General features: G+C 70.8%; 21 protein-coding genes. 10 read left to right on the forward strand and 11 right to left on the reverse strand.

Annotated features, from left to right (window positions below; all coding sequences use genetic code 11):
• The first annotated feature begins 4 nt into the window (after positions 1 to 4).
• From OG390_RS12000 to OG390_RS12015, 4 genes are all read left to right on the forward strand, one after another.
• A complete protein-coding gene (locus OG390_RS12000) occupies positions 5 to 625 on the forward strand; it encodes a precorrin-8X methylmutase (protein ID WP_406177624.1) in 621 nt (206 codons plus the stop codon).
• Positions 622 to 1,557 carry a sirohydrochlorin chelatase gene (locus OG390_RS12005; RefSeq protein ID WP_406167336.1) on the forward strand — a complete coding sequence of 312 codons (936 nt, stop codon included), beginning with the start codon at positions 622 to 624 and terminating at the stop codon, positions 1,555 to 1,557. The genes OG390_RS12000 and OG390_RS12005 overlap by 4 nt, the downstream gene beginning before the upstream one ends.
• On the forward strand, positions 1,547 to 2,656 hold the full coding sequence (gene cobC, locus OG390_RS12010; RefSeq protein WP_406177626.1) for an Rv2231c family pyridoxal phosphate-dependent protein CobC: 1,110 nt from the start codon (positions 1,547 to 1,549) through the stop codon (positions 2,654 to 2,656). The genes OG390_RS12005 and cobC overlap by 11 nt, the downstream gene beginning before the upstream one ends.
• Positions 2,657 to 3,058: 402 nt before the next feature.
• Complete coding sequence (locus OG390_RS12015; protein ID WP_406167338.1) at positions 3,059 to 4,327, forward strand: serine hydrolase domain-containing protein; 1,269 nt, start codon at positions 3,059 to 3,061, stop codon at positions 4,325 to 4,327.
• A 77-nt stretch (positions 4,328 to 4,404) separates the two neighbouring features.
• On the opposite strand, the gene OG390_RS12020 is transcribed toward OG390_RS12015, so the two are convergent.
• The 4 genes from OG390_RS12020 to OG390_RS12035 are packed head-to-tail and all read right to left on the reverse strand — an operon-like array spanning position 4,405 to position 7,985.
• Positions 4,405 to 5,496: an amidohydrolase family protein gene (locus tag OG390_RS12020; protein ID WP_406167339.1), complete on the reverse strand. Its 1,092-nt coding sequence runs from the start codon at positions 5,494 to 5,496 to the stop codon at positions 4,405 to 4,407.
• A 34-nt stretch (positions 5,497 to 5,530) separates the two neighbouring features.
• Entirely contained in the window at positions 5,531 to 6,310 is a 780-nt protein-coding gene (locus OG390_RS12025) for an amino acid ABC transporter ATP-binding protein (protein ID WP_406167341.1), read from the reverse strand.
• The gene (locus tag OG390_RS12030; protein WP_406167343.1) at positions 6,307 to 7,140 is read right to left on the reverse strand and encodes an amino acid ABC transporter permease; all 834 of its coding nucleotides are present in this window, start codon (positions 7,138 to 7,140) and stop codon (positions 6,307 to 6,309) included. Before OG390_RS12030 ends, OG390_RS12025 begins: the two co-directional genes overlap by 4 nt.
• The gene (locus tag OG390_RS12035; RefSeq protein ID WP_406167345.1) at positions 7,137 to 7,985 is read right to left on the reverse strand and encodes a transporter substrate-binding domain-containing protein; all 849 of its coding nucleotides are present in this window, start codon (positions 7,983 to 7,985) and stop codon (positions 7,137 to 7,139) included. The genes OG390_RS12030 and OG390_RS12035 overlap by 4 nt, the downstream gene beginning before the upstream one ends.
• Before the next feature lie 328 nt (positions 7,986 to 8,313).
• Here OG390_RS12035 and OG390_RS12040 point away from each other — a divergent pair, with 328 nt between their 5' ends.
• The 5 genes from OG390_RS12040 to thpD all read left to right on the forward strand — a co-directional run bounded on the left by OG390_RS12040 (position 8,314) and on the right by thpD (position 13,131).
• Positions 8,314 to 9,414, forward strand: a complete 1,101-nt coding sequence (locus OG390_RS12040; protein WP_406177628.1) for a pyridoxal-phosphate-dependent aminotransferase family protein — start codon at positions 8,314 to 8,316, stop codon at positions 9,412 to 9,414.
• 514 nt (positions 9,415 to 9,928) lie between these two features.
• A complete protein-coding gene (ectA, locus tag OG390_RS12045; protein WP_406167347.1) occupies positions 9,929 to 10,474 on the forward strand; it encodes a diaminobutyrate acetyltransferase in 546 nt (181 codons plus the stop codon).
• 46 nt (positions 10,475 to 10,520) lie between these two features.
• Complete coding sequence (gene ectB / locus OG390_RS12050) at positions 10,521 to 11,792, forward strand: diaminobutyrate--2-oxoglutarate transaminase (RefSeq protein WP_399077544.1); 1,272 nt, start codon at positions 10,521 to 10,523, stop codon at positions 11,790 to 11,792.
• 39 nt (positions 11,793 to 11,831) lie between these two features.
• The gene (locus OG390_RS12055; protein ID WP_189187471.1) at positions 11,832 to 12,236 is read left to right on the forward strand and encodes an ectoine synthase; all 405 of its coding nucleotides are present in this window, start codon (positions 11,832 to 11,834) and stop codon (positions 12,234 to 12,236) included.
• Positions 12,237 to 12,243: 7 nt separating this feature from the next.
• Positions 12,244 to 13,131, forward strand: coding sequence for an ectoine hydroxylase (gene thpD / locus OG390_RS12060; RefSeq protein ID WP_406167350.1), 888 nt, complete (start codon positions 12,244 to 12,246; stop codon positions 13,129 to 13,131).
• Between the two features lie 321 nt (positions 13,132 to 13,452).
• On the opposite strand, the gene OG390_RS12065 is transcribed toward thpD, so the two are convergent.
• The 6 genes from OG390_RS12065 to OG390_RS12090 all read right to left on the reverse strand — a co-directional run bounded on the left by OG390_RS12065 (position 13,453) and on the right by OG390_RS12090 (position 18,712).
• Entirely contained in the window at positions 13,453 to 14,481 is a 1,029-nt protein-coding gene (locus OG390_RS12065; RefSeq protein ID WP_406167352.1) for a maleylpyruvate isomerase family mycothiol-dependent enzyme, read from the reverse strand.
• A 103-nt stretch (positions 14,482 to 14,584) separates the two neighbouring features.
• Positions 14,585 to 15,181 (reverse strand): RNA polymerase sigma factor, encoded by a 597-nt coding sequence (locus OG390_RS12070; protein ID WP_406167354.1) that lies wholly within the window; start codon positions 15,179 to 15,181, stop codon positions 14,585 to 14,587.
• A gap of 53 nt (positions 15,182 to 15,234) precedes the next feature.
• Positions 15,235 to 16,320, reverse strand: a complete 1,086-nt coding sequence (locus OG390_RS12075; protein ID WP_406167356.1) for an aminotransferase class V-fold PLP-dependent enzyme — start codon at positions 16,318 to 16,320, stop codon at positions 15,235 to 15,237.
• Positions 16,321 to 16,380: 60 nt separating this feature from the next.
• Positions 16,381 to 17,100: a DsbA family oxidoreductase gene (locus OG390_RS12080; protein WP_406167358.1), complete on the reverse strand. Its 720-nt coding sequence runs from the start codon at positions 17,098 to 17,100 to the stop codon at positions 16,381 to 16,383.
• A gap of 110 nt (positions 17,101 to 17,210) precedes the next feature.
• Complete coding sequence (locus tag OG390_RS12085; RefSeq protein WP_406167360.1) at positions 17,211 to 17,717, reverse strand: GNAT family N-acetyltransferase; 507 nt, start codon at positions 17,715 to 17,717, stop codon at positions 17,211 to 17,213.
• Positions 17,714 to 18,712: a GlxA family transcriptional regulator gene (locus tag OG390_RS12090; RefSeq protein WP_406167362.1), complete on the reverse strand. Its 999-nt coding sequence runs from the start codon at positions 18,710 to 18,712 to the stop codon at positions 17,714 to 17,716. Before OG390_RS12090 ends, OG390_RS12085 begins: the two co-directional genes overlap by 4 nt.
• 62 nt (positions 18,713 to 18,774) lie before the next feature.
• Between OG390_RS12090 and OG390_RS12095 the strand changes: the two genes are divergently transcribed.
• The gene (locus tag OG390_RS12095) at positions 18,775 to 20,163 is read left to right on the forward strand and encodes an MFS transporter (protein ID WP_406167364.1); all 1,389 of its coding nucleotides are present in this window, start codon (positions 18,775 to 18,777) and stop codon (positions 20,161 to 20,163) included.
• 110 nt (positions 20,164 to 20,273) lie between these two features.
• On the opposite strand, the gene OG390_RS12100 is transcribed toward OG390_RS12095, so the two are convergent.
• Positions 20,274 to 20,882, reverse strand: coding sequence for a DUF1349 domain-containing protein (locus tag OG390_RS12100; protein ID WP_406167366.1), 609 nt, complete (start codon positions 20,880 to 20,882; stop codon positions 20,274 to 20,276).
• Positions 20,883 to 20,993: the final 111 nt, after the last annotated feature.

Genomic DNA, 20,993 nt, shown 5'->3' on the forward strand with positions numbered 1-20,993 from the left:
CCGAGTGAGCCAGGTGTTCCCCGAGACCCGGGTCGTGCACCCCATCGAGCAGGAGTCCTTCCGGCGGCTGCGCGCCCGCCTGGACACCTCGCACTTCGCGCCGCTGACGCGCGCGGTGGTGGAGCGGGTCATCCACTCCGCCGCCGACCTGGAGTACGCGACGGACCTGGTCACCGACGAGGTCGCCCTTGAGAAGGCGCACACGGCGCTGCACGCCGGAGCACCCGTCGTGGTGGACGTCGAGATGGTCGCGGCGGGCATCACCCGCCGTGCCACCGTCTGCCGTCTCAAGGACGCCAAGTCGGGGCCCGGCCTGACCCGTTCGGCCCATGCGATCCGGCTCGCGTACGAGGATGTCGGGCCCGGCGCGCTGTGGGTGATCGGCTGCGCGCCGACCGCCCTGGAGCAGTTGCTGACGCTGGATGCCGATCCGGCGCTCGTCATCGGTCTGCCCGTCGGTTTCGTCGGCGCCGCAGAGTCCAAGGCCGCGTTGCGCGAGAGCGGGCTGCCCGCGGTCAGCAACGTATCCGAGAAGGGCGGTTCGGCGGTCGCCGCCGCCGCACTCAACGCCCTGCTGTACCACCCCGTGACCAAGGCCTCCGAGCCTGCTGAGGAGAAATCGTGACCACCCCGCCCCCCGCCCTGCTCATCGCCGGACACGGCACCCGGGACGAGGCCGGAGCCGAGGCCTTCCGCGACTTCGTACGGGAGGTGGGGCGCCGTCACCCCGAACTGCCCGTCGCGGGCGGGTTCATCGAGCTGTCCCCGCCGCCGCTGGGTGACGCCGTGACCGAACTGGTCGAGCAGGGCGTACGGCGTTTCGCCGCCGTACCGCTGATGCTGGTGTCCGCCGGTCATGCCAAGGGAGACATCCCGGCGGCGCTGGCCCGCGAGAAGGAGCGGCACCCTGGGATCTCGTACACGTACGGACGTCCGCTGGGCCCGCACCCGTCGCTGCTCGCCGTCCTGGAGCGGCGGCTCGACGAGGCCCTCGGAGGCACGGCCCGTACGCCCGAGGACCGGGCCGATGTGACGGTGCTGCTCGTCGGACGCGGCTCCACCGACCCGGACGCCAACGCCGAGGTGCACAAGGCGGCGCGGCTGCTGTGGGAGGGCCGGGGGTACGCGGGCGTCGAGACGGCGTTCGTGTCACTGGCGGCGCCGGACGTGCCGTCCGGGCTCGACCGCTGCGTGAAGTTGGGCGCGCGCCGGATCGTCGTGCTCCCCTACTTCCTGTTCACGGGCATCCTTCCCGACCGGGTGCGGCAGCAGACCGAGGGCTGGGCCGGCGCGCACCCCGAGGTCGAGGTGCGGTCCGCCGATGTGATCGGCCCCGAGCCGGAGCTGCTCGACCTCGTCATGGAGCGCTACCGTGAGGCCGTCCAGGGCGATCTGCGGATGAACTGCGACTCGTGCGTGTACCGCATCGCCCTGCCCGGATTCGAGGACAAGGTGGGGCTCCCCCAGCAGCCGCACTTCCACCCGGACGACGACGGTGACCACCATCACGGGCACCACCACGGTGATCACGCGCAGTCGCACTCCCATGCGCACTGAGGGGGCGGCCGAGGGCGGGGCGCACGAGGGGAACGTGCACGCGGACGGTGCGCACGATCTTCGTCACCACGGTGACGCCGAGGTGCGCGACGACGGTTCGGCGCTCATCGATCTCGCCGTGAACGTCCGCGCGGACACGCCTCCGCCGTGGCTGCGCGAGCGGATCGCCGCGTCGCTGAGCGGGCTCGCGGCCTACCCGGACGGACGGGCCGCACGGGCCGCGGTGGCGGCGCGGCACGGGCTGCCGGTGGAGCGGGTGCTGCTCACGGCGGGCGCGGCGGAGGCGTTCGTGCTGCTCGCGCGTGCCCTCAAAGTCCGCCGACCGGTGGTCGTGCACCCGCAGTTCACGGAGCCGGAGGCCGCGCTGCGGGACGCGGGCCATGCGGTCGACCGTGTCCTGCTCCGCCCGGAGGACGGCTTTCGCCTGGACCCCGCTGCCGTTCCCGAGGACGCCGACCTGGTCGTGATCGGCAATCCGACCAATCCGACGTCGGTGCTGCATCCGGCCGCGTCGATCGCCGAACTCACTCGGCCCGGACGGGTGTTGGTGGTCGACGAGGCGTTCATGGACGCGGTGCCGGGTGAGCGGGAGGCGCTTGCCGGGCGGACGGACGTGCCCGGGCTCGTGGTTCTGCGCAGCCTCACGAAGACATGGGGGCTGGCGGGACTGCGCATCGGCTACGTCCTCGCCTCCCCCGAGACGATCGCTTCGCTGGAGCGTGCCCAGCCGCTCTGGCCCGTCTCCACCCCCGCCCTCGCCGCGGCCGAGGCCTGTATGTCCTCCCAGGCGCTGGCGGAGGCCGCGCACGCGGCGCACCGTATCGCGGCGGATCGGACCCATCTTGTCGCCGGCCTCCAGGAGTTCGGCACGGACGGGCTGCGGGTCGCGGAGCCCGCGAAGGGGCCGTTCGTACTGATCCGCCTCCCGCACGCGGCCGCCGTGCGGCGGCGTCTTCGCGGTCTTGGCTTCGCCGTGCGCCGCGGGGACACCTTCCCCGGGCTCGACGAGGAGTGGTTGCGGCTGGCGGTCCGGGACCGGAGGACGGTCAACCGGTTTCTGCAAGCCTTGGACCGGGCGGTGACGGTGGGCGGGGTCTGAGGCAGGGGTTTCTCGCCCCCTCCGCCCCGGACCCCGTTCGCGCAGTTCCCCGCGCCCCTTTTCAGGGGCGCGGGGAGAGTGAACAGTCAGCAGCCTGACGTGACTTCACTCCAGCGTGGGGTTTCCGTGAATCAATTCGAATCTCGCGGCACGGGTGTTCCCTGCCGTCACCCACTCGACCACTCCTGCGCGATGACGCCGGTTGACGCTCCGGCGCACGGACGAGGATGTTCAACGAGCCGCCCCGGCAACTCGTCACGCTCCGTCAAGAAGTCGAAGGCATTCTGTAGTCACCGGGCCGCCCGCCCGCTCGACAGGCGGCGGGGCAGGGGCGCTCCTATGCTGGTCTGCAGGGCCTTGGGGCCCGAGGGTGGGGCGGGGCATCCATGCTTGGAGTCAGCCATGCCGCACTCATCCGGACGCTTGCGCAGGGGTGCCGTCACCGCCACGGCGGTGGGGACCCTCATGGTTCCGCTCGCGGGCGGTACCGCCTCAGGGGTTCCCGCGCTCGGTCACACGGCCACGAACGCCGCCGTCGCCTCCACCGACCCACCCTCGCCGTCCGCCTCGCCCTCGGGCGGCGTCCGCGTCCTCACCCCCGATGTGACGCACCAGCTCGACGTGACCGTGCAGCAGGTCATGCGGAAGGCGAACATCCCCGGGGTGACCGTGGGCATTTGGACGCCCGACAAGGGGAACTACGTACGGTCGTTCGGGGTCGCCGACAAGGGCAACGGCCAGAGGATGTCGCCGGACCTGTACATGCGGATCGGCAGCGAGACCAAGACCTTCACCGTGACGGCTCTGTTGAAGCTGGTCGACGAGGGCAAAGTGGGCCTGGACGATCCGATCGGCAAGTACGTCTCCGGTGTGCCCAACGGCGACAAGATCACGCTGCGCCAGCTGGCCGGGATGCGCAGCGGACTCTTCAACTACTCCGAGGATCCGGGCTTCTTCAGGGCTCTGACCTCCGATCCGCAGCGGCCGTTCACACCGCAGCAGCTGCTCGACTACTCCTTCAAGCACCCCGTGCTGTTCCCGCCGGGCGAGAAGTTCTACTACTCCAACACCAACCTCATCCTGCTCGGCCTGGTCGTCGAGAAGCGAGGCGGCCTGCCGCTGGGGGACTACATCGAGAAGAACGTCCTCGCACCGGCCGGAATGCATCACACCGTCTTCCCGACCGACGCGGCGTTCCCGAACCCGCACGCGCAGGGTTACACGAACCAGACAGCGGACGGGAAGGTCGCGGACGCAGCCGACTGGAATCCGTCGTGGGGCTGGGCGGCCGGCGCGATGATCTCCACGCTGAACGATCTGCGCACCTGGGCTCCCACGGTGGCCACGGGCGTGTTTCCCGACGGCTCCCGCATGATCAGCCCCGCCACACAGAAGCAGCGGCTCACCACGCCCCCGACCCCGATTCCGGGCGCCGGGTACGGCCTCGGCATCTTCAACGTCCAGGGCTGGATCGGACACAACGGCTCACTGCCGGGATACGAATCCCTGACGATCTGTCTCCCATCGGCGAAGGCGACCCTCGTGGTGGTGCTGAACACCGACATCAACTATCAGGGCGCGGAGCCCAGCACCGTCGTCGGCCAGGCCATCACGGAGATCATCAGCCCGCAGCACGTGTTCAACCTGCCCGCACAGCCGGCGGCGCATTGACCGCCGTGCCGGTCAGGGCCCGGAGGCAACGGTCCCTGTCACGGGTCGGGGCCCCGCCACCTCGACGCACGGCGGCCCTAGCCGAGCACCCGCCCGTTCAGCACCACCCGGCGCGGAGCCACCAGCACCCGTACGTCCGCCCGCGGATCCGCCTCGTACACCACGAGGTCCGCGGGCGCCCCCTCGTCGAGGCCGGGCCGCCCGAGCCACTGCCGTGCGCCCCACGTCGTGGCGGACAGCGCCTCGACGGGCGGGATACCGGCGGTGACGAGTTCGGCGACCTCGGCGCCGGCCAGTCCGTGGGCGAGTGAGCCGCCGGCGTCCGTGCCGACGTAGACGGGGATTCCGGCGTCGTACGCGGCGCGCACGGTGTCGTAGCGCCGCTCGTGCAGTCGTCGCATGTGCGCCGACCAGCGTGGGAACTTCGCCTCGCCGCCGGCCGCGAGCTGCGGGAAGATCGCGATGTTCACCAGCGTGGGGACGATCGCGACCCCGCGCTCGGCGAACAGCGGGATGGTGTCCTCCGTCAGGCCCGTCGCGTGCTCGATGCAGTCGATGCCCGCTTCGACCAGGTCCCGGAGCGAATCCTCCGCGAAACAGTGCGCGGTCACCCGCGCGCCCAGGCGGTGCGCTTCGGCGATCGCCGCTTCCACCGCCCCGCGCGGCCAGCAGGCGCCCAGGTCGCCCGTGCCGCGGTCGAGCCAGTCGCCCACCAGCTTGACCCAGCCGTCGCCTCGCCGGGCCTCCTGGGCGGCATACGCGACCAGGTCCTCCGGCTCGACCTCCCACGCGTAGTTGCGGATGTAGCGGCGTGTGCGCGCGATGTGCCGGCCCGCGCGGATGATCTTCGGGAGGTCGTCGCGGTCGTCGATCCAGCGGGTGTCGGAGGGCGAGCCCGCGTCCCGGATCAGCAGAGTGCCCGCGTCGCGGTCGGTCAGCGCCTGCTTCTCGGAGACGCCCTCGGGGACGGGACCGTGGCTGTCCAGCCCGACATGGCAGTGCGCATCGACGAGTCCGGGCAGGGCCCAGCCCTCGACCGTACGGACGTCACGGGCGCCGGCGGGACGCTCGTACGAGATCCTCCCGCCGACGACCCAGAGTTCGTCACGGACGTCGTCGGGCCCGACGAGGACCCGCCCCTTCACGTGCAGCACCGCGCGATCGCTCATGACGGCACCCTAATTCCTGCCGAACGGCGGAGCGCTAGGGACCCTTTTCGGTCTCCTCCACGTCCGCCATCGCCGGGTCGAGCAGCCGGGACAGGAAGTGGCGGGTGCGCTCGTGGCTCGGGTTGCCGATGACCTGCGCGGGCGTGCCGTCCTCGACGATCACGCCGCCGTCCATGAAGACGACCCGGTCGGCGACCTCACGCGCGAAGGTCATCTCGTGGGTGACGACCATCATCGTCATGCCCTCGTTCGCGAGCATCCGCATCACGGCGAGTACGTCGCCCACGAGCTCGGGGTCGAGCGCCGAGGTCGGCTCGTCGAAGAGCATCACCTCGGGGCCCATGGCGAGCGCGCGGGCGATGGCGACGCGCTGCTGCTGGCCGCCGGAGAGGGAGGCCGGGTACGCGTCGGCCTTCTCCGACAGGCCCACCCGCCGCAGGTTCTCGGCGGCGATCCGGGCGGCCTCCTCCTTGTCCCGGCGCAGCACCCGGCGCTGCGGCAGCGTCAGGTTCTCGGTCACCGACAGATGCGGGAAGAGGTTGAACTGCTGGAAGACCATGCCGATGCGGCGGCGTACGGCGTCGATGTCGACGTCGGGGTGCGTCACCTCCGTACCGCCGACGAGGACCTGGCCCTTGGTGGGCTCCTCGAGGAGGTTCACGCAACGCAGCAGCGTGGACTTGCCTGAGCCGGACGGCCCGATGACGCAGACGACTTCGCCCTGTCCGACCTCCAGGTCGATACCGCGCAGGACTTCATTGTCACCGAAGGACTTGTACAGGTCCCGGACTTGGATCTCTGGAGTACTGCTCACTTGGTGGCCTCCCCGGCCTTGGCCTCCAGGCGGCGCACGACAAAGCCGAGCGGCACGGTGACCAGCAGATAGCACAGGCCCGCGACCAGGATCGGCGTGGAGTTGGCGGTCTGGCTGGCCAGGTCGCGCCCGAACTTGGTGAGTTCGCGCTCCTCGAGGGTGACACCGAGGAACAGCACCAGCGAGGAGTCCTTGAAGAGGAGGACGAGTTCGTTGGTGAGCGGCGGGATCACGATGCGGAACGCCTGCGGGATGATGATCGAGACCATGGCCCGGGCGTGCGAGAAGCCCAGCGAACGGGCCGCCTCCATCTGCCCCTTGGGCACCGCCTGGATGCCCGCGCGGATCGTCTCCGCCATGTACGCGGCCGACACCAGGCCGAGCGCGAGTGCCACCTTGCCGTACGTACCGCCGGGGATCTCCGTACCCGGGAACGCCAAGGGCACGGCAACGCCCACGAAGACGAAGATCAACAGGGCGGGCAGGCCACGGAAGATCTCGATGTAAATGCCGGCGAGCCAGCGGTAGGGGCCCACCGGGGACAGCCGCATCAGGGCGATGACCATGCCGAGCACGAGGCCGAACACGAAGCCGGACATCGTGTAGAGCACGGTGTTCTTCAGCGCCAGCGTGATGACGTCCGGGAACATCTGCTTGACCAGATCCCACTGCGCGAACTGGTTCTGCAGCCGTCCCCAGTCGGCCGTGACCGCGAAGGCGATCACGGCGGCGACGAAGACGACGTACTGCGCGCCACGCGACAGGGTGCGCTTCTGACGTCGGGTCAGGCCCGACTTGCGGGGCTGGACTTGTGCGTCGGCACCGCTCATGAGGCGGACGGGGCGGCGGAGGCCGCGGACGCCTCGTAGGGACCGATCCACTGCTCGTAGAGCTTCTTGTACGTGCCGTCGGCCTTCGCGTCCTTGATCGCCTCGTTGATGGCGGCGAGGAGCTTGATGTTGCCCTTCTTCACCGTGAATCCGTACTGCTCACCGGTGTTGAGGTTGCCCACCACCTTGAAGGCGTCGGCGTTGGCCTTGTCCTTCAGCCAGCCCTGGACGACCGGGTAGTCGATGATGACGGCCTGGACCTGGCCGGTGCGCAGGCCGTTGAGGACCGCGTCGGAGGATTCGAAGGAGACCGGGTCGAAGCCCTGCTTCGTCGCGTAGTCCTCGCCCGTGGTCTGCGCCTGGGCGCCGAGCTTCTTGCCCTTGGACTTCACATCGGCGAGGGAGTTGATGCCGCTCTTCTTGTCGACCAGGACGGCCTGGGTCGCGTCGAAGTACGGGTCGGAGAAGTCGACGTTCTTCTTGCGCTCCGCGGTGATCGTCATGCCGGCCGCGGCGAGGTCGCACTGGCCGGAATTGAGGAACGCGCCCGTCTTGAAGTTCTCGAAGGGCGTGTCGACGATGGTCTGCTTCACACCCAGGTTCTTGGCGACGAGGTCGATCAGCGACACGTCGAAGCCCTGCACCTTGCCGTCGATCTCCGACTGGAAGGGCGGGTACGGGAGGTGGGTGCAGGTCGTGAGCTGGCCTGCCTTGACCAGGGGGACCCCCTTGGCGGTGGCCTTGCCTCCTCCGCTGTCCGAGGAGCATCCGGCCACGAGCAGCAGCCCGGCCGTCGCGGTGGTGGCGGCCAGAATGCGGGTCCGGCGACCAAGGACCGAGTTCACGGGGGACCTCCTGTGGGGGAACTGTGGGTTCCGATTATAAGGAAAGGTTTGAGTTGCTCAAATCAATCCGATGGTTGCCGGGCCGTGCGGCCTCAGATCTGCTGCCGGGAGGGGCCCGGCGGTCTCGTGCCGGTGCCCGGCGGCTCGTGGCCGCGTTCTCGCCGGGCGTGGCGCGGGATCGTCCGCCCCGGGCCCGGCCACTGACCGACGGGCCCCTCCCCCACCGCGTCCAGGACCCACGGGACCCCCGGTTACGCTCGAATCCGCGCACGCGCGTGCTGGAAACGCGCACCCGCGCATCGGAACCGTGAGCGAAGAGAGCACCGCCGTGACCCACCCCTTCCTGGACCTGGCGCCGCTCAGCGCCGCGCACTTCGCGTCGATCGAGGACCGCGTGGCCCGACTGCTCTCCACCGAGCAGGACGTCGTGATCATGCAGGGAGAGGCGCTGCTCCCGCTGGAGGGGGCCATTCGCGCGACGGCCGGACCCGGCACGACCGCGCTCAACGTCATCACCGGTCCGTACGGGCAGACCTTCGGGGACTGGCTGCGGGACTGCGGGGCGACCGTGATCGATCTGGCGGTGCCCTTCCACACCGCCGTCACCGCCGCGCAGATCCGCGAGGCCTTCGCCGAGCACCCGTCGATCGACTTCGTGTCGCTGGTGCACGCGGAGGCCGCCACCGGGAACACCAATCCGGTCGCGGAGATCGGCGAGGTCGTGCGCGAGCACGGCGCGCTCTTCTACCTGGACGCGGTCGCGTCGATCGGCGCCGAGCCGGTGCTGCCGGACGCGTGGGGTGTCGACCTGTGCGTGATCGGGGCGCAGAAGGCGATGGGCGGCCCCGCGGGCGTGTCGGCGGTGTCGGTGAGCGAGCGGGCGTGGGCGCGGATGGCCGCGAATACGGCGGCGCCGCGTCGCTCGTACCTCTCCCTGCTGGACTGGAAGGAGAGGTGGGTCGACGGCGGCCGCAAGGCACTGCTGCACGCGCCGGCGCAGTTGGAGATGCTGGCGCTCGAGGCGTGCGTGGAGCGCATCGAGGGTGAGGGGCTGGACGCGGTGATGGACCGCCACGCCTCGGCCGCGGCGGCGACTCGGGCGGGGGCCGTCGCCCTGGGCGGTGGGCTCGAGCCGTATGTGTACGCGGCGTCCGACGCCGCGCCTGTCGCCACGACGTTGCGGGTGCCGGTGGGGGTCGACGCGTCGGCGCTGGTCGCGAAGGCGTTGGCCGCGGATCCGGTGCTTCCGTTGGTCGCGGGTGGGGGTGCGCTCGCGAAGGAGATGATCCGGGTGAACCACTACGGGCCCGACGCGACTCGGGGAGTCGTCCACTCCGGCCTTGCGGGGCTGGGGGCCGCGCTGGCCGAGTTCGGCGTTTCGGTGGATCTGGAAGGGGCGCGGAGGGCCGTGGCGGGAGTGTGGGGCTGAGGCCCGAGCGTTTCGTCGCCCCCGCCACGCCTGCCCGTCCCGAGGCTGCGCCCCTGACCCCGTACGCGCAGTTCCCCACGCCCCTGAAAGGGGCGCGGGGAACTGCGCCACTTTTTAGCCGGGTCCGGGGCGCAGCCTCGGGGGACGGGAATGAGTCAGGGGCAGCGGGGGCGAAAAAAACTCCGGCGCGAATCCCGCAGAAAAGAGATTCCTCACCCGCCTGTCCAGTAATTAATCCAGCACAGCTTCCCGTATTCTTCTGCCCGCTTTCCGGATGCCTAAACGCAAAGATTTCGCGAACGCCAATCGACGTAATTCGGGCAGGTCTCGTGGCCATTACACGGCTGTGACGCACTCCACACCCCGCCCGTTTCCTCCCCTATTTCCCGGTCAAAACGGGAGTTATCGCCACCCGCTCACGCGCCTCCGCGGGCGCGCGATAACACATGGGCGCGCCGCACGTAACCCCGACCGACGATGCAATTTGAGCTTTCGCTCGGTAAATTCAATCCGCATGACCGCCGCACACGCAGACCTGCAAGCGGAATTCCTGGAAATGCCGGAGGGCCTTCGGATCGACCGTCCGGAGGTGGCCGACGGGGCCACGCTCTGGCGTATCGCCAAGGACTCCAGAACCCTCGATCTGAACTCCTCGTACAGCTATCTGCTCTGGTGCCGTGACTTCGCCGGCACATCGGCGGTGGCGCGCGACGCGGAGGGGACGCCCGTCGGCTTCGTCACCGGGTACGTCCGGCCCGAGCGCCCGCGCACGCTGCTCGTATGGCAGGTGGCCGTCGACGGCGCCTACCGCGGGCGCGGGCTCGCCGCGGCGCTGCTCGACGGGCTGACCGCGCGGGTCGCCGAGGAGAGCGAGCACGCGCCGACCACCGTCGAGACCACGATCACGCCCGGCAACACCGCCTCCGAGCGCCTGTTCACGTCGTACGCGCGACGCCACGGCGCGACCGTGGAGCGCGAAGTGCTGTTCCAGGCCGAGCAGTTCCCCGACGGACCGCACGATCCCGAAGTGCTGTACCGCATCGGCCCCCTCTCCCGCTGACCTCCCCCGGTCTCCTTCTCCCCCACGCTTCGAGGAGCGATTCGCTGTGAGTATCACCCAGCCCGACCTGAGCGTCTTCGAGACCCTGGAGTCGGAGGTGCGCAGCTACTGCCGTGGCTGGCCCACCGTCTTCGACCGGGCGCAGGGCAGCCGGATGTACGACGAGGACGGGCACGAGTACCTCGACTTCTTCGCCGGTGCGGGGTCGCTGAACTACGGGCACAACAACCCCGTACTCAAACGAGCCCTCATCGACTACCTGGAGCGCGACGGCGTCACCCACGGGCTCGACATGTCGACGACCGCCAAGCGCGCTTTCCTGGAGACCTTCCAGAATCTCGTCCTGCGGCCGCGCGATCTGCCGTACAAGGTCATGTTCCCGGGGCCGACCGGCACCAACGCCGTGGAGTCCGCGCTGAAGTTGGCGCGGAAGGTGAAGGGACGCGAGGCCATCGTGTCCTTCACCAACGCCTTCCATGGGATGTCCCTCGGGTCGCTCGCCGTGACCGGCAACGCCTTCAAGCGGGCCGGCGCCGGAATTCCGCTCGTGCACGGCACTCCGATGCCTTTCGACAACTACTTCGACGGGCAGGTCCCCGACTTCCTCTGGTTCGAGCGGCTGCTCGAGGACCAGGGATCGGGGCTCAACCAGCCCGCCGCGGTCATCGTCGAGACCGTGCAGGGCGAGGGCGGCATCAATGTCGCGCGGCCCGAGTGGCTGCGGGCCCTCGCCGACCTGTGCGCGCGGCGCGACATGCTGCTGATCGTCGACGACATCCAGATGGGCTGCGGACGGACGGGAGCGTTCTTCTCCTTCGAGGAAGCGGGCATCGTGCCCGACATCGTGACCGTTTCCAAGTCCATCAGCGGGTACGGGCTTCCCATGTCCCTGTGCCTGTTCAAGCCCGAGCTGGACATCTGGGAGCCGGGCGAGCACAACGGCACCTTCCGCGGCAACAACCCCGCGTTCGTCACGGCCACCGCGGCCCTGGAGGCGTACTGGGCCGACGGCTCCGCCATGGAGAAGCAGACCCGCGCCCGCGGCGAGCAGATCGAGCAGGCGCTGATCTCCATCACCGAGGAGAACCTCGCCGACGTCAAGGAGTACCGGGGGCGAGGACTCGTCTGGGGCATGGAGTTCACGGACAAGGAGCGCGCGGGGCGTATCGCGCAACGCGCCTTCGAACTCGGGCTGCTCATCGAGACGTCCGGGCCGGAGAGCGAGGTCATGAAGCTCCTCCCGGCGCTCACCATCACCCCGGACGAGCTCGACGAGGGGCTGCGCACCCTCGCCCGCGCCGTACGCGAAACCGCCTGACACACACCCCGAGCCACGAGAGAGAGGCATCGCACCACCGTGATAGTCCGTTCGTTCAAGGACATCGAAGGCACCGACCGGCATGTCAGGTCGGCCTCGGGCACCTGGGAGAGCAAGCGCATCGTCCTCGCCAAGGAGAAGGTCGGCTTCTCCGTGCACGAGACGATCCTGTACGCGGGTACGGAGACATCGATGTGGTACGCGAACCACATCGAGGCCGTCGTGTGCGTCGAGGGCGAGGCCGAGCTCACCGACGACGAGACCGGGCGGAAGTACACGATCACGCCCGGCACCATGTACCTCCTCGACGGCCATGAGAGGCACACCATGCGGATCAAGGAGGACTTCCGCTGTATCTGCGTCTTCAACCCGCCCGTCACCGGACGGGAGGACCACGACGAGAACGGCGTCTACCCCCTGCTCACCGAACCCGAGGAGGTGTGACAACCGCATGACCACCCTCACCGATCTCTACCCCAGCCGCGGCGCCACCGAGGTGTCCGCGCCCCGCCAGGACCCGGTCGTGTGGAGCGCGCCGGGCGAGCCGGGGCCGATCGCGGTCCCCGAGCTCCAGGCGTACGAACGTGACGGCTTCCTCGCCGTCGAGGAGCTCATCACCGAGGACGAAGTCACCGTGTACCGGCAGGAGTTGGAGCGGCTCGTCGGCGATCCGGCGATCCGTGCCGACGAGCGGTCCATCGTCGAGCCGAAGTCGCGAGAGATCCGGTCCGTCTTCGAGGTGCACCGGATCAGCGAGATCTTCGCGCGTCTCGTCCGTGACGAGCGCGTGGTCGGGCGGGCCCGGCAGATCCTCGGCTCGGACGTCTACGTTCACCAGTCGCGGATCAACGTCAAGCCGGGCTTCGGAGCCAGCGGCTTCTACTGGCACTCGGACTTCGAGACCTGGCACGCCGAGGACGGTCTGCCGAACATGCGGACCGTGTCCGTCTCGATCGCCCTGACCGAGAACTTCGACACCAACGGCGGCCTCATGATCATGCCGGGGTCGCACAAGACCTTCCTCGGCTGTGCGGGGGCCACACCGCAGGACAACTACAAGAAGTCGCTGCAGATGCAGGACGCGGGCACGCCGTCCGACGAGGCGCTCACCCGCTTCGCCACCCGCCACGGCATCAAGCTCTTCACGGGCCGGGCCGGTTCGGCGACCTGGTTCGACTGCAATTGCATGCACGGCTCCGGGGACAACATCACCCCGTTCCCGCGCAGCAATGTCTTCATCGTGTTCAACAGCGTGGAGAACGCGGCCGTGGAGCCGTTCGCGGCGCCGGTGCGCAGGCCCGAGTTCATCGGGGCTCGGGACTTCACGCCGGTGCGGTAACTCTGTTCCGGTCGCCGGCGAAGCCGACCCGCGGCGAAGCCGCAATCAGACACAGCACCGGAGCTCGGGACTTCACGCCGGTGCGGTGACCCTGTTCCGGTCGCCGGCGAAGCCGACCCGCGGCGAAGCCGACCCGCGGCGAAGCCGCAATCAGACACAGCACCGGGGCTCGGGACTTCACGCCGGTGCGGTAACTCTGTTCCGGTCGGCGGCGAAGCCGACCCGCGGCGAAGCCGCAATCAGACACAGCACCGGAGCTCGGGACTTCACGCCGGTGCGGTAATTGGCGTGCGGGCCCGGCACTTCACCTGGGTGCCGGGCCTACAGCCACGCCAGTGAGGCAGCCCGCCCCAGCACGTCCCTGATCGCGGCGTCGTCCCCCGCCGCGCCCCGGGGCACCTCGTCGGGTGCGTACCGCCCGCCCACCAACAGGCAGAAGTCGACGGGATCCAGGACGAGTTCCGCGCGTACGGGCTCGTCCTCGGAACCGAGCACCCACTGGGCGTCGGGTTCTCCCCCGGTCACCGCGAACAGCACCGGTGGTGCCGTGGGTCCCAGTGCCAGGCCGAGGATGCGGACGGCGAGCCGGACGAGTTGCCACAGGTGCGGGTCCGGGGGCGGCGGCACGGCCAGTCCGAGGGCCCGCCCGATGTCGTCGGTGTGGATCCACGCCTCGAAGGCCCGCACGACGAAGTGGTCCGCGACGGGCAGCCGTACGCCCATCAGCGTGGTGGCGTGCGTGGCCCGTTCGGGATCCCTCGCCTCGGGCGTCGCCAGCAGCGCGCCGGCTTGCGCGGTCCACGTGGCGACGGTCTCCTCGGGCGTACGTCGCTGCTCGTAGGCGATCACGTCCGCGGTCCGTGCGGCCCAGGCGTCCGCCCATCCCGTCCCCTCCGCGACCCGGGACTCCGGCACCCGCGCCGCCAGGCCAAGTCGTCGTGCCAGCGGCTCGTCCGCCGCGATCAGGTGGGCCACCGTGGCGTGCACGTCCCAGTCGTGCACGACCGGCGTACCCCAGGGGCCGTGGCCGTCCAACTCCCGTAGCAGAGCCTGGAGTCCGGCGACTGCGGCGGCGTACGGGGCGGCGTGCGAGGCCACGCGAGGTGCCGCGGGACGGGCGCGCAGGGCGACGGTGAGGACGCCGTCGATGCCGGCCGGAGCGTCGTTCGCCAGGGGCGGCCGTGGGGCGCCGTCGAGCAGCCGTACCGTCTCCCGCAGCCGTTCCGCCTCCGCCGCGCAGGACTCGCACTCCGCCAGGTGCAGAGGGACCGTCTTCCGGTCGGCGGGGGTCAGCGCGCCGACGGCCCAGGCCGCCAGCAGGTCCCGTACGCCTTCGTGGTCGGTGCTCATCACATGCCGCCCTCCCGGGTCACGGCCGGCATGGTGGCCGCACCTCGCCCCGCTGTGCCCACCCTACGCACGCCCGGCCCGGCCGGGCCCACTCGCGCCGCCATCACGCGCCCCTCTCCAGTGCCGGATCCGGTGGATCGGCCAGGGATTCGGCGAGTTTGCGCAGGGCGGAGCGCAGCCGGGTCTTGGCCGTGCCCTCGGGGATCCCCAGTTCCACGGCCGCCTGCCGGTAGGTGCGGCCCGCGAAGTAGGCGAGGTGGACGACTTCCCTTTGTGGCTGCGGGAGTTCGGCGAGGGCGGTGTGCAGCAGCAGCGAGCGTTCGCGGTCGACGACCGTCTCGTCGGGGCCGGGTGAGGCGTCGGGGATGGCGTGCAGCGCCGAGTCGTCCGCGCGGGCGTCCTTGCGGTGCCGGGCCTCGCTGCGCACCCAGTCCACGGCCCGCCGGTGGGCGAGCATGGACAGCCAGGTGCGCAGCGAGCCACGGCGCGGGGCGAAGGCGTACGGCCTGCTCCACAGCTGCGCGAAGACCTCCTGCGCCACGTCCTCGGCGCCGGCCGGGCTGCGCGTGACCCGGACGGCGACCCGTCGCACGAGCCCGCCGTACGCGGCGTACGCCTCGGCCAGCGCGGTCTCGTCCCCGTACACCAGCCGCCGATGCAGCTCGGCGTCCGTGAGCGTCGGATCCACCGGCACCACCACCTCGTGGAGCCTTCCTAGCGCCCTCCCGCACCCCGCGCCAGAGGGCGAACCCCTCAGCCCGACAGGACGTCCAGCAGCCGGTCGACATCCGCGGGCGTGTTGTACAGGTGGAAGGCGGCCCTCAAGTTGCCCGCACGGTCCGACACCTCGACACCCGCGCGGCTCAGGTCGGGCTGGCGGTGGCCGAGTCCGGGCACGGAGACGATCGGTGAGCCGGGGGCGGGGATCGCTTCGTGGCCCAGGGCGTGCAGACCCTCACGGAAACGGCCGGCGAGGGCGAGGTCGTGGGCGTGTACGTGCGCCACGCCCAGCTCCTCGATCAGGGCGAGGGAGTGCCGGGCACCGGCGTACGAGAAGAGGCTCGGGCTCTCGTCGAACCGCCGTGCGGAGTGGGCGAGTTCCTCGACGGGGCCGTAGCAGCTGTCCCAGGGGGCCTCCCCGGCGACCCAGCCCGCGAACACCGGGGTGAGCCCGCCGAGGTCCTCCGGGACGACCAGGAAGGCCACGCCCCGCGGGCAGACGAGCCACTTGAAGGCGACGGAGGAGACGTAGTCGTACGCGTCCGCCCGCACGGGCAGCCATCCGGCGGCCTGGGACGCGTCGATGTACGTACGGGCCCCGTGCGCCCGCGCGGCGTCGCGGATCCCCTCCAGATCGGCGACCCGCCCGTCCGCGGACTGCGCGGCGCTGACCGCGACGAGCGCCGTGCCCGGGCGTACGGATTCGGCCATCCGCTCCAGCGGCACGGCGCGGACCTTGAGATCGCCGCGGACGTGGAAGGCGGTCACGACGGAGCTGAAGTCCGCCTCGGCGGTGAGGACTTCGGCGCCCTGCGGCAGCGAGGCGGCGATCAGCCCGCTGTAGACGGCGACCGAGGCCCCGGCCGCCACCCGGCCCGCGGGAACGCCGACCAGCCGGGCGAACGACGCGCGTGCGGCCTCGACGTCCGCGAACATGTCGGCCGGCCGGCCGGCGGCGACGGATTCGACGGCGGCGCGCATGGCGGTCACCGTGCGCGCCGGCAGGAGGCCGGTGCTCGCGGTGTTCAGGTAGGTGTTCTCCGGGGCGAACTCGGCACGTACCAGGCTCTCGAAGGTCTCCATGGGACCACTCTGCGGTCCCAGGAACCCCCCGTCCATTGCCGATTTTTGCGTGGAACCGCTAAGAGGTGCTTATACGTGCGCTCCGACCTGGGCTTTTCAGCTCTGCGGCACCGCACATCCGTCCGGGCCGCAGGCCTGAGCGTCGGCGGAGCCGTCCTGGATCAGCCGGAGCGGCGGGCGCTCGCCCCATGCCTGGGTCAGCGCCTGCGCGAAGACCTCGGCGGGCTGGGCACCGGAGACGCCGTACTTGCGGTCGAGGACGAAGAACGGCACCCCGTTCGCGCCCAGCTCGGCGGCCTCGCGCTCGTCGGCGCGCACGTCGTCGGCGTACGCGGCCGGGTCGGCGAGCACCGTGCGGGCGGCGTCGGCGTCGAGCCCGGCGGCGACGGCCAGCTCCACGAGCCGTTCGTCGTCGTCGAAGACGGTGCGCTCCTCGGCGAAGTTCGCCTTGTAGAGCAGGCCGATCAGCTCGTCCTGCCTGCCCTGCTGCTTGGCGAAGTGCAGCAGGCGGTGCATGTCGAAGGTGTTGCCGTGATCGCGGTCCCGGGTGCGGTACTCCAGACCCTCGGCCGCGGCCTGCGTGCCCAGGTTCTCCTCGCCGGCCTGCGCCTGCGCCTCGCTCATGCCGTACTTCTTGGTGAGCATCCTGATGACCGGCTGGATGTCGCCCTTGGCACGGCCCGGGTCGAGCTCGAACGAACGGTGCACGACCTCGACCTGGTCGCGGTGCGGGAAGGCGTCGAGCGCCTTCTCGAAGCGGGCCTTGCCCACGTAGCACCAGGGGCAGGCGATGTCGCTCCAGATCTCGACGCGCATGTCTTCGGCTCTCTCCAGGTCGTACGGATACGGGGTACGGGGACACCCTCCAGGGACGTCTGTATGTGAACGTTCAAGCGGCTGGTCTCATTCCCCGGTCGGGGAGACGGTCACTCCCCGGTCACGGAGAAGCGCAGGTACAGGTGGTGGTCACCCTCGGCGGGCGGGTTCTCCGGATCGGGAGTCCAGCCGAGGCGGGCGTAGAAGGCCTGGGCGCGCCGGTTGTCGACGTGCACGTCGAGGACGGCGGCGCGCTTGCCGTCGGCCTGCCACTCCTCGACGCACGCGGCGTGCAGCGCGGTGCCGATGCCGCCCCGCCAGCGGTCGGGGTCGACGTGGAACTGAAAGAGCTTGACCGCTTCTGCGGGGGCGCCCTCGGGGGTGCGGAAGGAGGCGATGCCCGTGATCCGGCCCTCCTCGACGACGCACAGCACGTGTCCGTCCGGCCGCTCGATGACGCTCTGCCAGGCTGCGAGCCAGTCGGTGCCGTCCTGCGGGATCCCGTCCGGGTAGTACGTCGCCCGCGCCCGGGCATGCAGGGCGGCGATGGCTTCGGCCTCGGCGGGGAGCGCGGTTCTGATCACCCGGCCCACCTGATTCACACGGTCTTGGATCATGCAGCCGAGGACGCTCCCGAGAGGACCGCGGTTCCCAGGCGGCTGAACTGGGCGCGGTAGGCACTCGGGGTGAGGCCGGTGCGGCGGACCAGATGGCCGCGCAGCGAGTCGGCCGTGCCGAGACCACAGGCGCGGGCTACCTGGTCCATGGGGAGGGTGGTCGTCTCCAGGAGTTCCCTGGCACGCTCGATGCGCTGGTGGAGGAGCCATTGCAGGGGGCTGACCCCGCTCTCGGCATGGAAACGGCGGGTGAGCGTGCGCACGCTGACGCCCGCGTGCCGGGCGAGGTCGGTGAGCGTGAGCGGCTTGTCGAGGTTGCGCATGGCCCAGCCGCGGGTGTCGGCGCAGGCCTCGCCGCGCTCGGGCGGCAGCGGGGTCTGGGTGAACTGGGTCTGGCCGCCCGGACGCACGGGGGCGACCAGGGCGAGCCGCGCCACCTGGTTGGCGGCCGCGGCGCCGTAGTCGGTCCGGATGATGTGCAGGCAGAGGTCGATTCCGGCGGCGTACCCGGACGAGGTCATGATCTGACCGTCCTGCACATACAGGACGTCACCCTTGAGGTCGAGCGCCGGGTACCGCTTGCGCAGCTCGTCCGCGAGCTCCCAGTACGTGGTGGCGCTGCGCCCGTCGAGCAGTCCGGCCTCGGCCAGTACGAAGGCCCCGCTGCAGATGGAGGCGATCCGCTTGCCCGCGGCTGCGGCCTCGCGGACGGCGGCCACGGTGGCCGCATCGGGCGCGTACCGCTGTCCGGTGCCGGCGACCAGCACGGTGTCCGCGTCGCGTACGGCGTCCAGGCCCCGCCCGACGTGCAGGTCGAGCCCGCCGGTGGTGGCGATCGGGCCCGGCTTCGGGGTGCAGACGACCAGTGCGTACCCCGGGCCGCCGTCCAACTCGACCTTCTCGAAGAGGAGCTCGGGGATCGCGAGGTTGAACATCGAGACGGGGGAAGGGGCGATGACGGCGATGCGGTGCGGCTTCCGCTGTGCGGCGACCATGGCCAGAACCTCCGGGTGTATGGCATTCAGGCCACTACTGTAAGCCGACGGAGGTCCGCAGCATGGGGGGCATGTCAACGAAACCGGCTACCGAGAAACCGTGGGTCGAGGCTCAACACCCTGCCACTGCAGCCCTGTTGAACCCGTCGCCCGCCCTCACCCTCACCGCCGCCCTGCTCGGCTTCGCGCTGATCACGCTCGACGCGTCCGTGGTGAACGTGGCGCTCCCGTCGATCGGGGCGACGCTCGGGGGCGGGATGTCGGGGCTCCAGTGGGTGGTGGACACGTACACGCTGGCGTTCGCGGCGCTGATGCTGTCCACGGGGGCCTTCTCGGACCGGGCCGGGGCGAGCCGGGCGTACGGGATCGGGATCACGGGGTTCACACTGGCGTCGGTGGCATGCGGTCTTGCGCCGAGTCTGCCGGTGCTGGTCGGCGCGCGTGCCGTGCAGGGCGTGGCGGCGGCTGTGGTGCTGCCGGCCTCGCTGGCGCTGGTGCGGCAGGCGTACCCGGACGCCGCGCAGCGGGCGCGGGCGGTGGCGCTGTGGGCGGCGGGCGGTTCGGTCGCGGTGGCGTTGGGACCGGTCGCGGGCGGTGCGCTGACCACGGTGTGGGACTGGCGGGGGATCTTCTTCATCAACGTGCCGCTGGGCGCGGTGGCTCTCGCGCTGCTGGTACGGGCGCCACGCTCGGAGCGCCGTCCCGCACCGCTGGACCTGCCCGGCCAGCTGACGGCGGTCGTCGCGCTCACCGCGCTGACGTTCGCGGTCATCGAGGGCGGTGGGACGGGGTCGGCCGCCCTGGCCGTGGCGGTCGTCGCGGCCCTGGTCTTCCTGCGGGTCGAGGCGCGGCAGACGCATCCCGTGGTCCCGCTCGGTCTGTTCCGCAGCCGGAGCGTGACCGTGGCGGTTGCCGCGGGCGCCGCCTGCAGCGTGGCGTTCTACGGAGTGGTGTTCCTGTTCTCCCTCTTCTTCCAGCAGGTCCAAGGCCGCTCCGCGCTGTACGCGGGGCTGATGTTCCTGCCGATGACCGGGCTGATCGCGGTCACGAACATCGCGGCGGGCAAGTTGGCGGGGCGCTTCGGGCCCCGCCTGCCGATGCTGCTCGGCCAGTCGCTTGCCGCGGTGGGGCTGCTCGTCCTGCTGTACGTCGACTCGTCGACCCCGCCCGCTCTGGTGGCCCTGCTCCTGGTCCCCATGGCCCTGGGATGCGCCCTGACGATCCCTCCGCTCACGGCCGCGATGATGGACGCGGTGCCCTCGGACCGGGCGGGGCTGGCGGCGGGCGTCCTCAACTCGGCCCGCCAGGTGGCGGGCGGGCTGGCCATCGCGGCCTTCGGTTCCCTGGTCTCCGGGGGCTTCGCGTCGGGACTACGGATCAGCCTCACGCTGAGCGCGGCGCTATTGGCGGTGACGGCGGGGGCGACGTGGGGGTTGCGGGTGACTCGCTAGGGGTTTCTTCGCCTCCTCGGCCCCTCCCGACCCCTGACGGCCTTTCGGCCGCAGGTGGGCGGGGGCTTGTCGCGCAGTTCCCCGTGCCCCTTCAGGGACGGCGGGGGCGATCAGCTGCCGTCTCTCAAGTCCCGCGGCCAGTTCGGGCGGAATTCGATGCCGTCGTACGTCACCACGCAGCCCTCGCCCATGGGCGACTGGGCCATGAAACCGACCAGAGCCGCCCCGGTCTCTTTCTCGTCGCCCAGCGTGAAGAGGCGCACGAAGGTCCAGTGCTCGCCGTCGCGCGAGGCATGGAAGGCGAAGGCGCGACCCGTGCGGCTCACCCGGAGCCACACGGAGCTGCCGTCCACCGTGAAGGAGTTGGCGTCGTCGGAGTGTCCCCGGGTGACCACCGTGCAGACGGTGGGCACGTCCGGGGAGTACTCCAGGCACAGCTTCGCCCAGGCCCGCTCCCCCACGTGGACGTAGAGGACCCCCGCGTCGAAGGAGGCCGCGAAGCCCACCGTGACCCGGGCGATCAGCTGGAAGTCCCCCTCGGGCGCGCCGAGCAGCCGGGGCGCGTCGGAGGCGGGGTCCAGGTTCTCACCGGTGGGCGGCACGAAGCGGTCCTGTCGGGGGCCTGCCCAGCCGGTGAGCACTCCGTCCTCGTACGACCAATGGCCGTCGGGGCCATAGGTACGGAGGGGGAAGGCGAGTACGGGGAGTTCGACGTCCATTGCGTGAGTCTCTCAGGTCCGGCCCGGCGCCCCGAAGGGGCGCGGGGCAGTGACACGTGCGGCTCCGCCGCTTGGGCGCGACAGACCGCGGACAGCCCGCGGCTCCGCACC

Source organism: Streptomyces sp. NBC_00996 (genome assembly GCF_045162675.1).
Classification (GTDB): domain Bacteria; phylum Actinomycetota; class Actinomycetes; order Streptomycetales; family Streptomycetaceae; genus Streptomyces.

What these genes read in the sequence shown, in the direction of transcription:
- cobC (WP_406177626.1), top strand. Translation starts at nt 1,547, where the DNA reads ATGCGCACTGAGGGGGCGGCCGAGGGCGGGGCGCACGAGGGGAACGTG.
- OG390_RS12015 (WP_406167338.1), top strand. Translation starts at nt 3,059, where the DNA reads ATGCCGCACTCATCCGGACGCTTGCGCAGGGGTGCCGTCACCGCCACG.
- OG390_RS12020 (WP_406167339.1), bottom strand. Translation starts at nt 5,496, where the DNA reads ATGAGCGATCGCGCGGTGCTGCACGTGAAGGGGCGGGTCCTCGTCGGG.
- OG390_RS12030 (WP_406167343.1), bottom strand. Translation starts at nt 7,140, where the DNA reads ATGAGCGGTGCCGACGCACAAGTCCAGCCCCGCAAGTCGGGCCTGACC.
- ectA (WP_406167347.1), top strand. Translation starts at nt 9,929, where the DNA reads ATGACCGCCGCACACGCAGACCTGCAAGCGGAATTCCTGGAAATGCCG.
- thpD (WP_406167350.1), top strand. Translation starts at nt 12,244, where the DNA reads ATGACCACCCTCACCGATCTCTACCCCAGCCGCGGCGCCACCGAGGTG.
- OG390_RS12065 (WP_406167352.1), bottom strand. Translation starts at nt 14,481, where the DNA reads ATGAGCACCGACCACGAAGGCGTACGGGACCTGCTGGCGGCCTGGGCC.
- OG390_RS12075 (WP_406167356.1), bottom strand. Translation starts at nt 16,320, where the DNA reads ATGGACGGGGGGTTCCTGGGACCGCAGAGTGGTCCCATGGAGACCTTC.
- OG390_RS12080 (WP_406167358.1), bottom strand. Translation starts at nt 17,100, where the DNA reads ATGCGCGTCGAGATCTGGAGCGACATCGCCTGCCCCTGGTGCTACGTG.
- OG390_RS12085 (WP_406167360.1), bottom strand. Translation starts at nt 17,717, where the DNA reads ATGATCCAAGACCGTGTGAATCAGGTGGGCCGGGTGATCAGAACCGCG.
- OG390_RS12090 (WP_406167362.1), bottom strand. Translation starts at nt 18,712, where the DNA reads ATGGTCGCCGCACAGCGGAAGCCGCACCGCATCGCCGTCATCGCCCCT.
- OG390_RS12095 (WP_406167364.1), top strand. Translation starts at nt 18,775, where the DNA reads ATGGGGGGCATGTCAACGAAACCGGCTACCGAGAAACCGTGGGTCGAG.
- OG390_RS12100 (WP_406167366.1), bottom strand. Translation starts at nt 20,882, where the DNA reads ATGGACGTCGAACTCCCCGTACTCGCCTTCCCCCTCCGTACCTATGGC.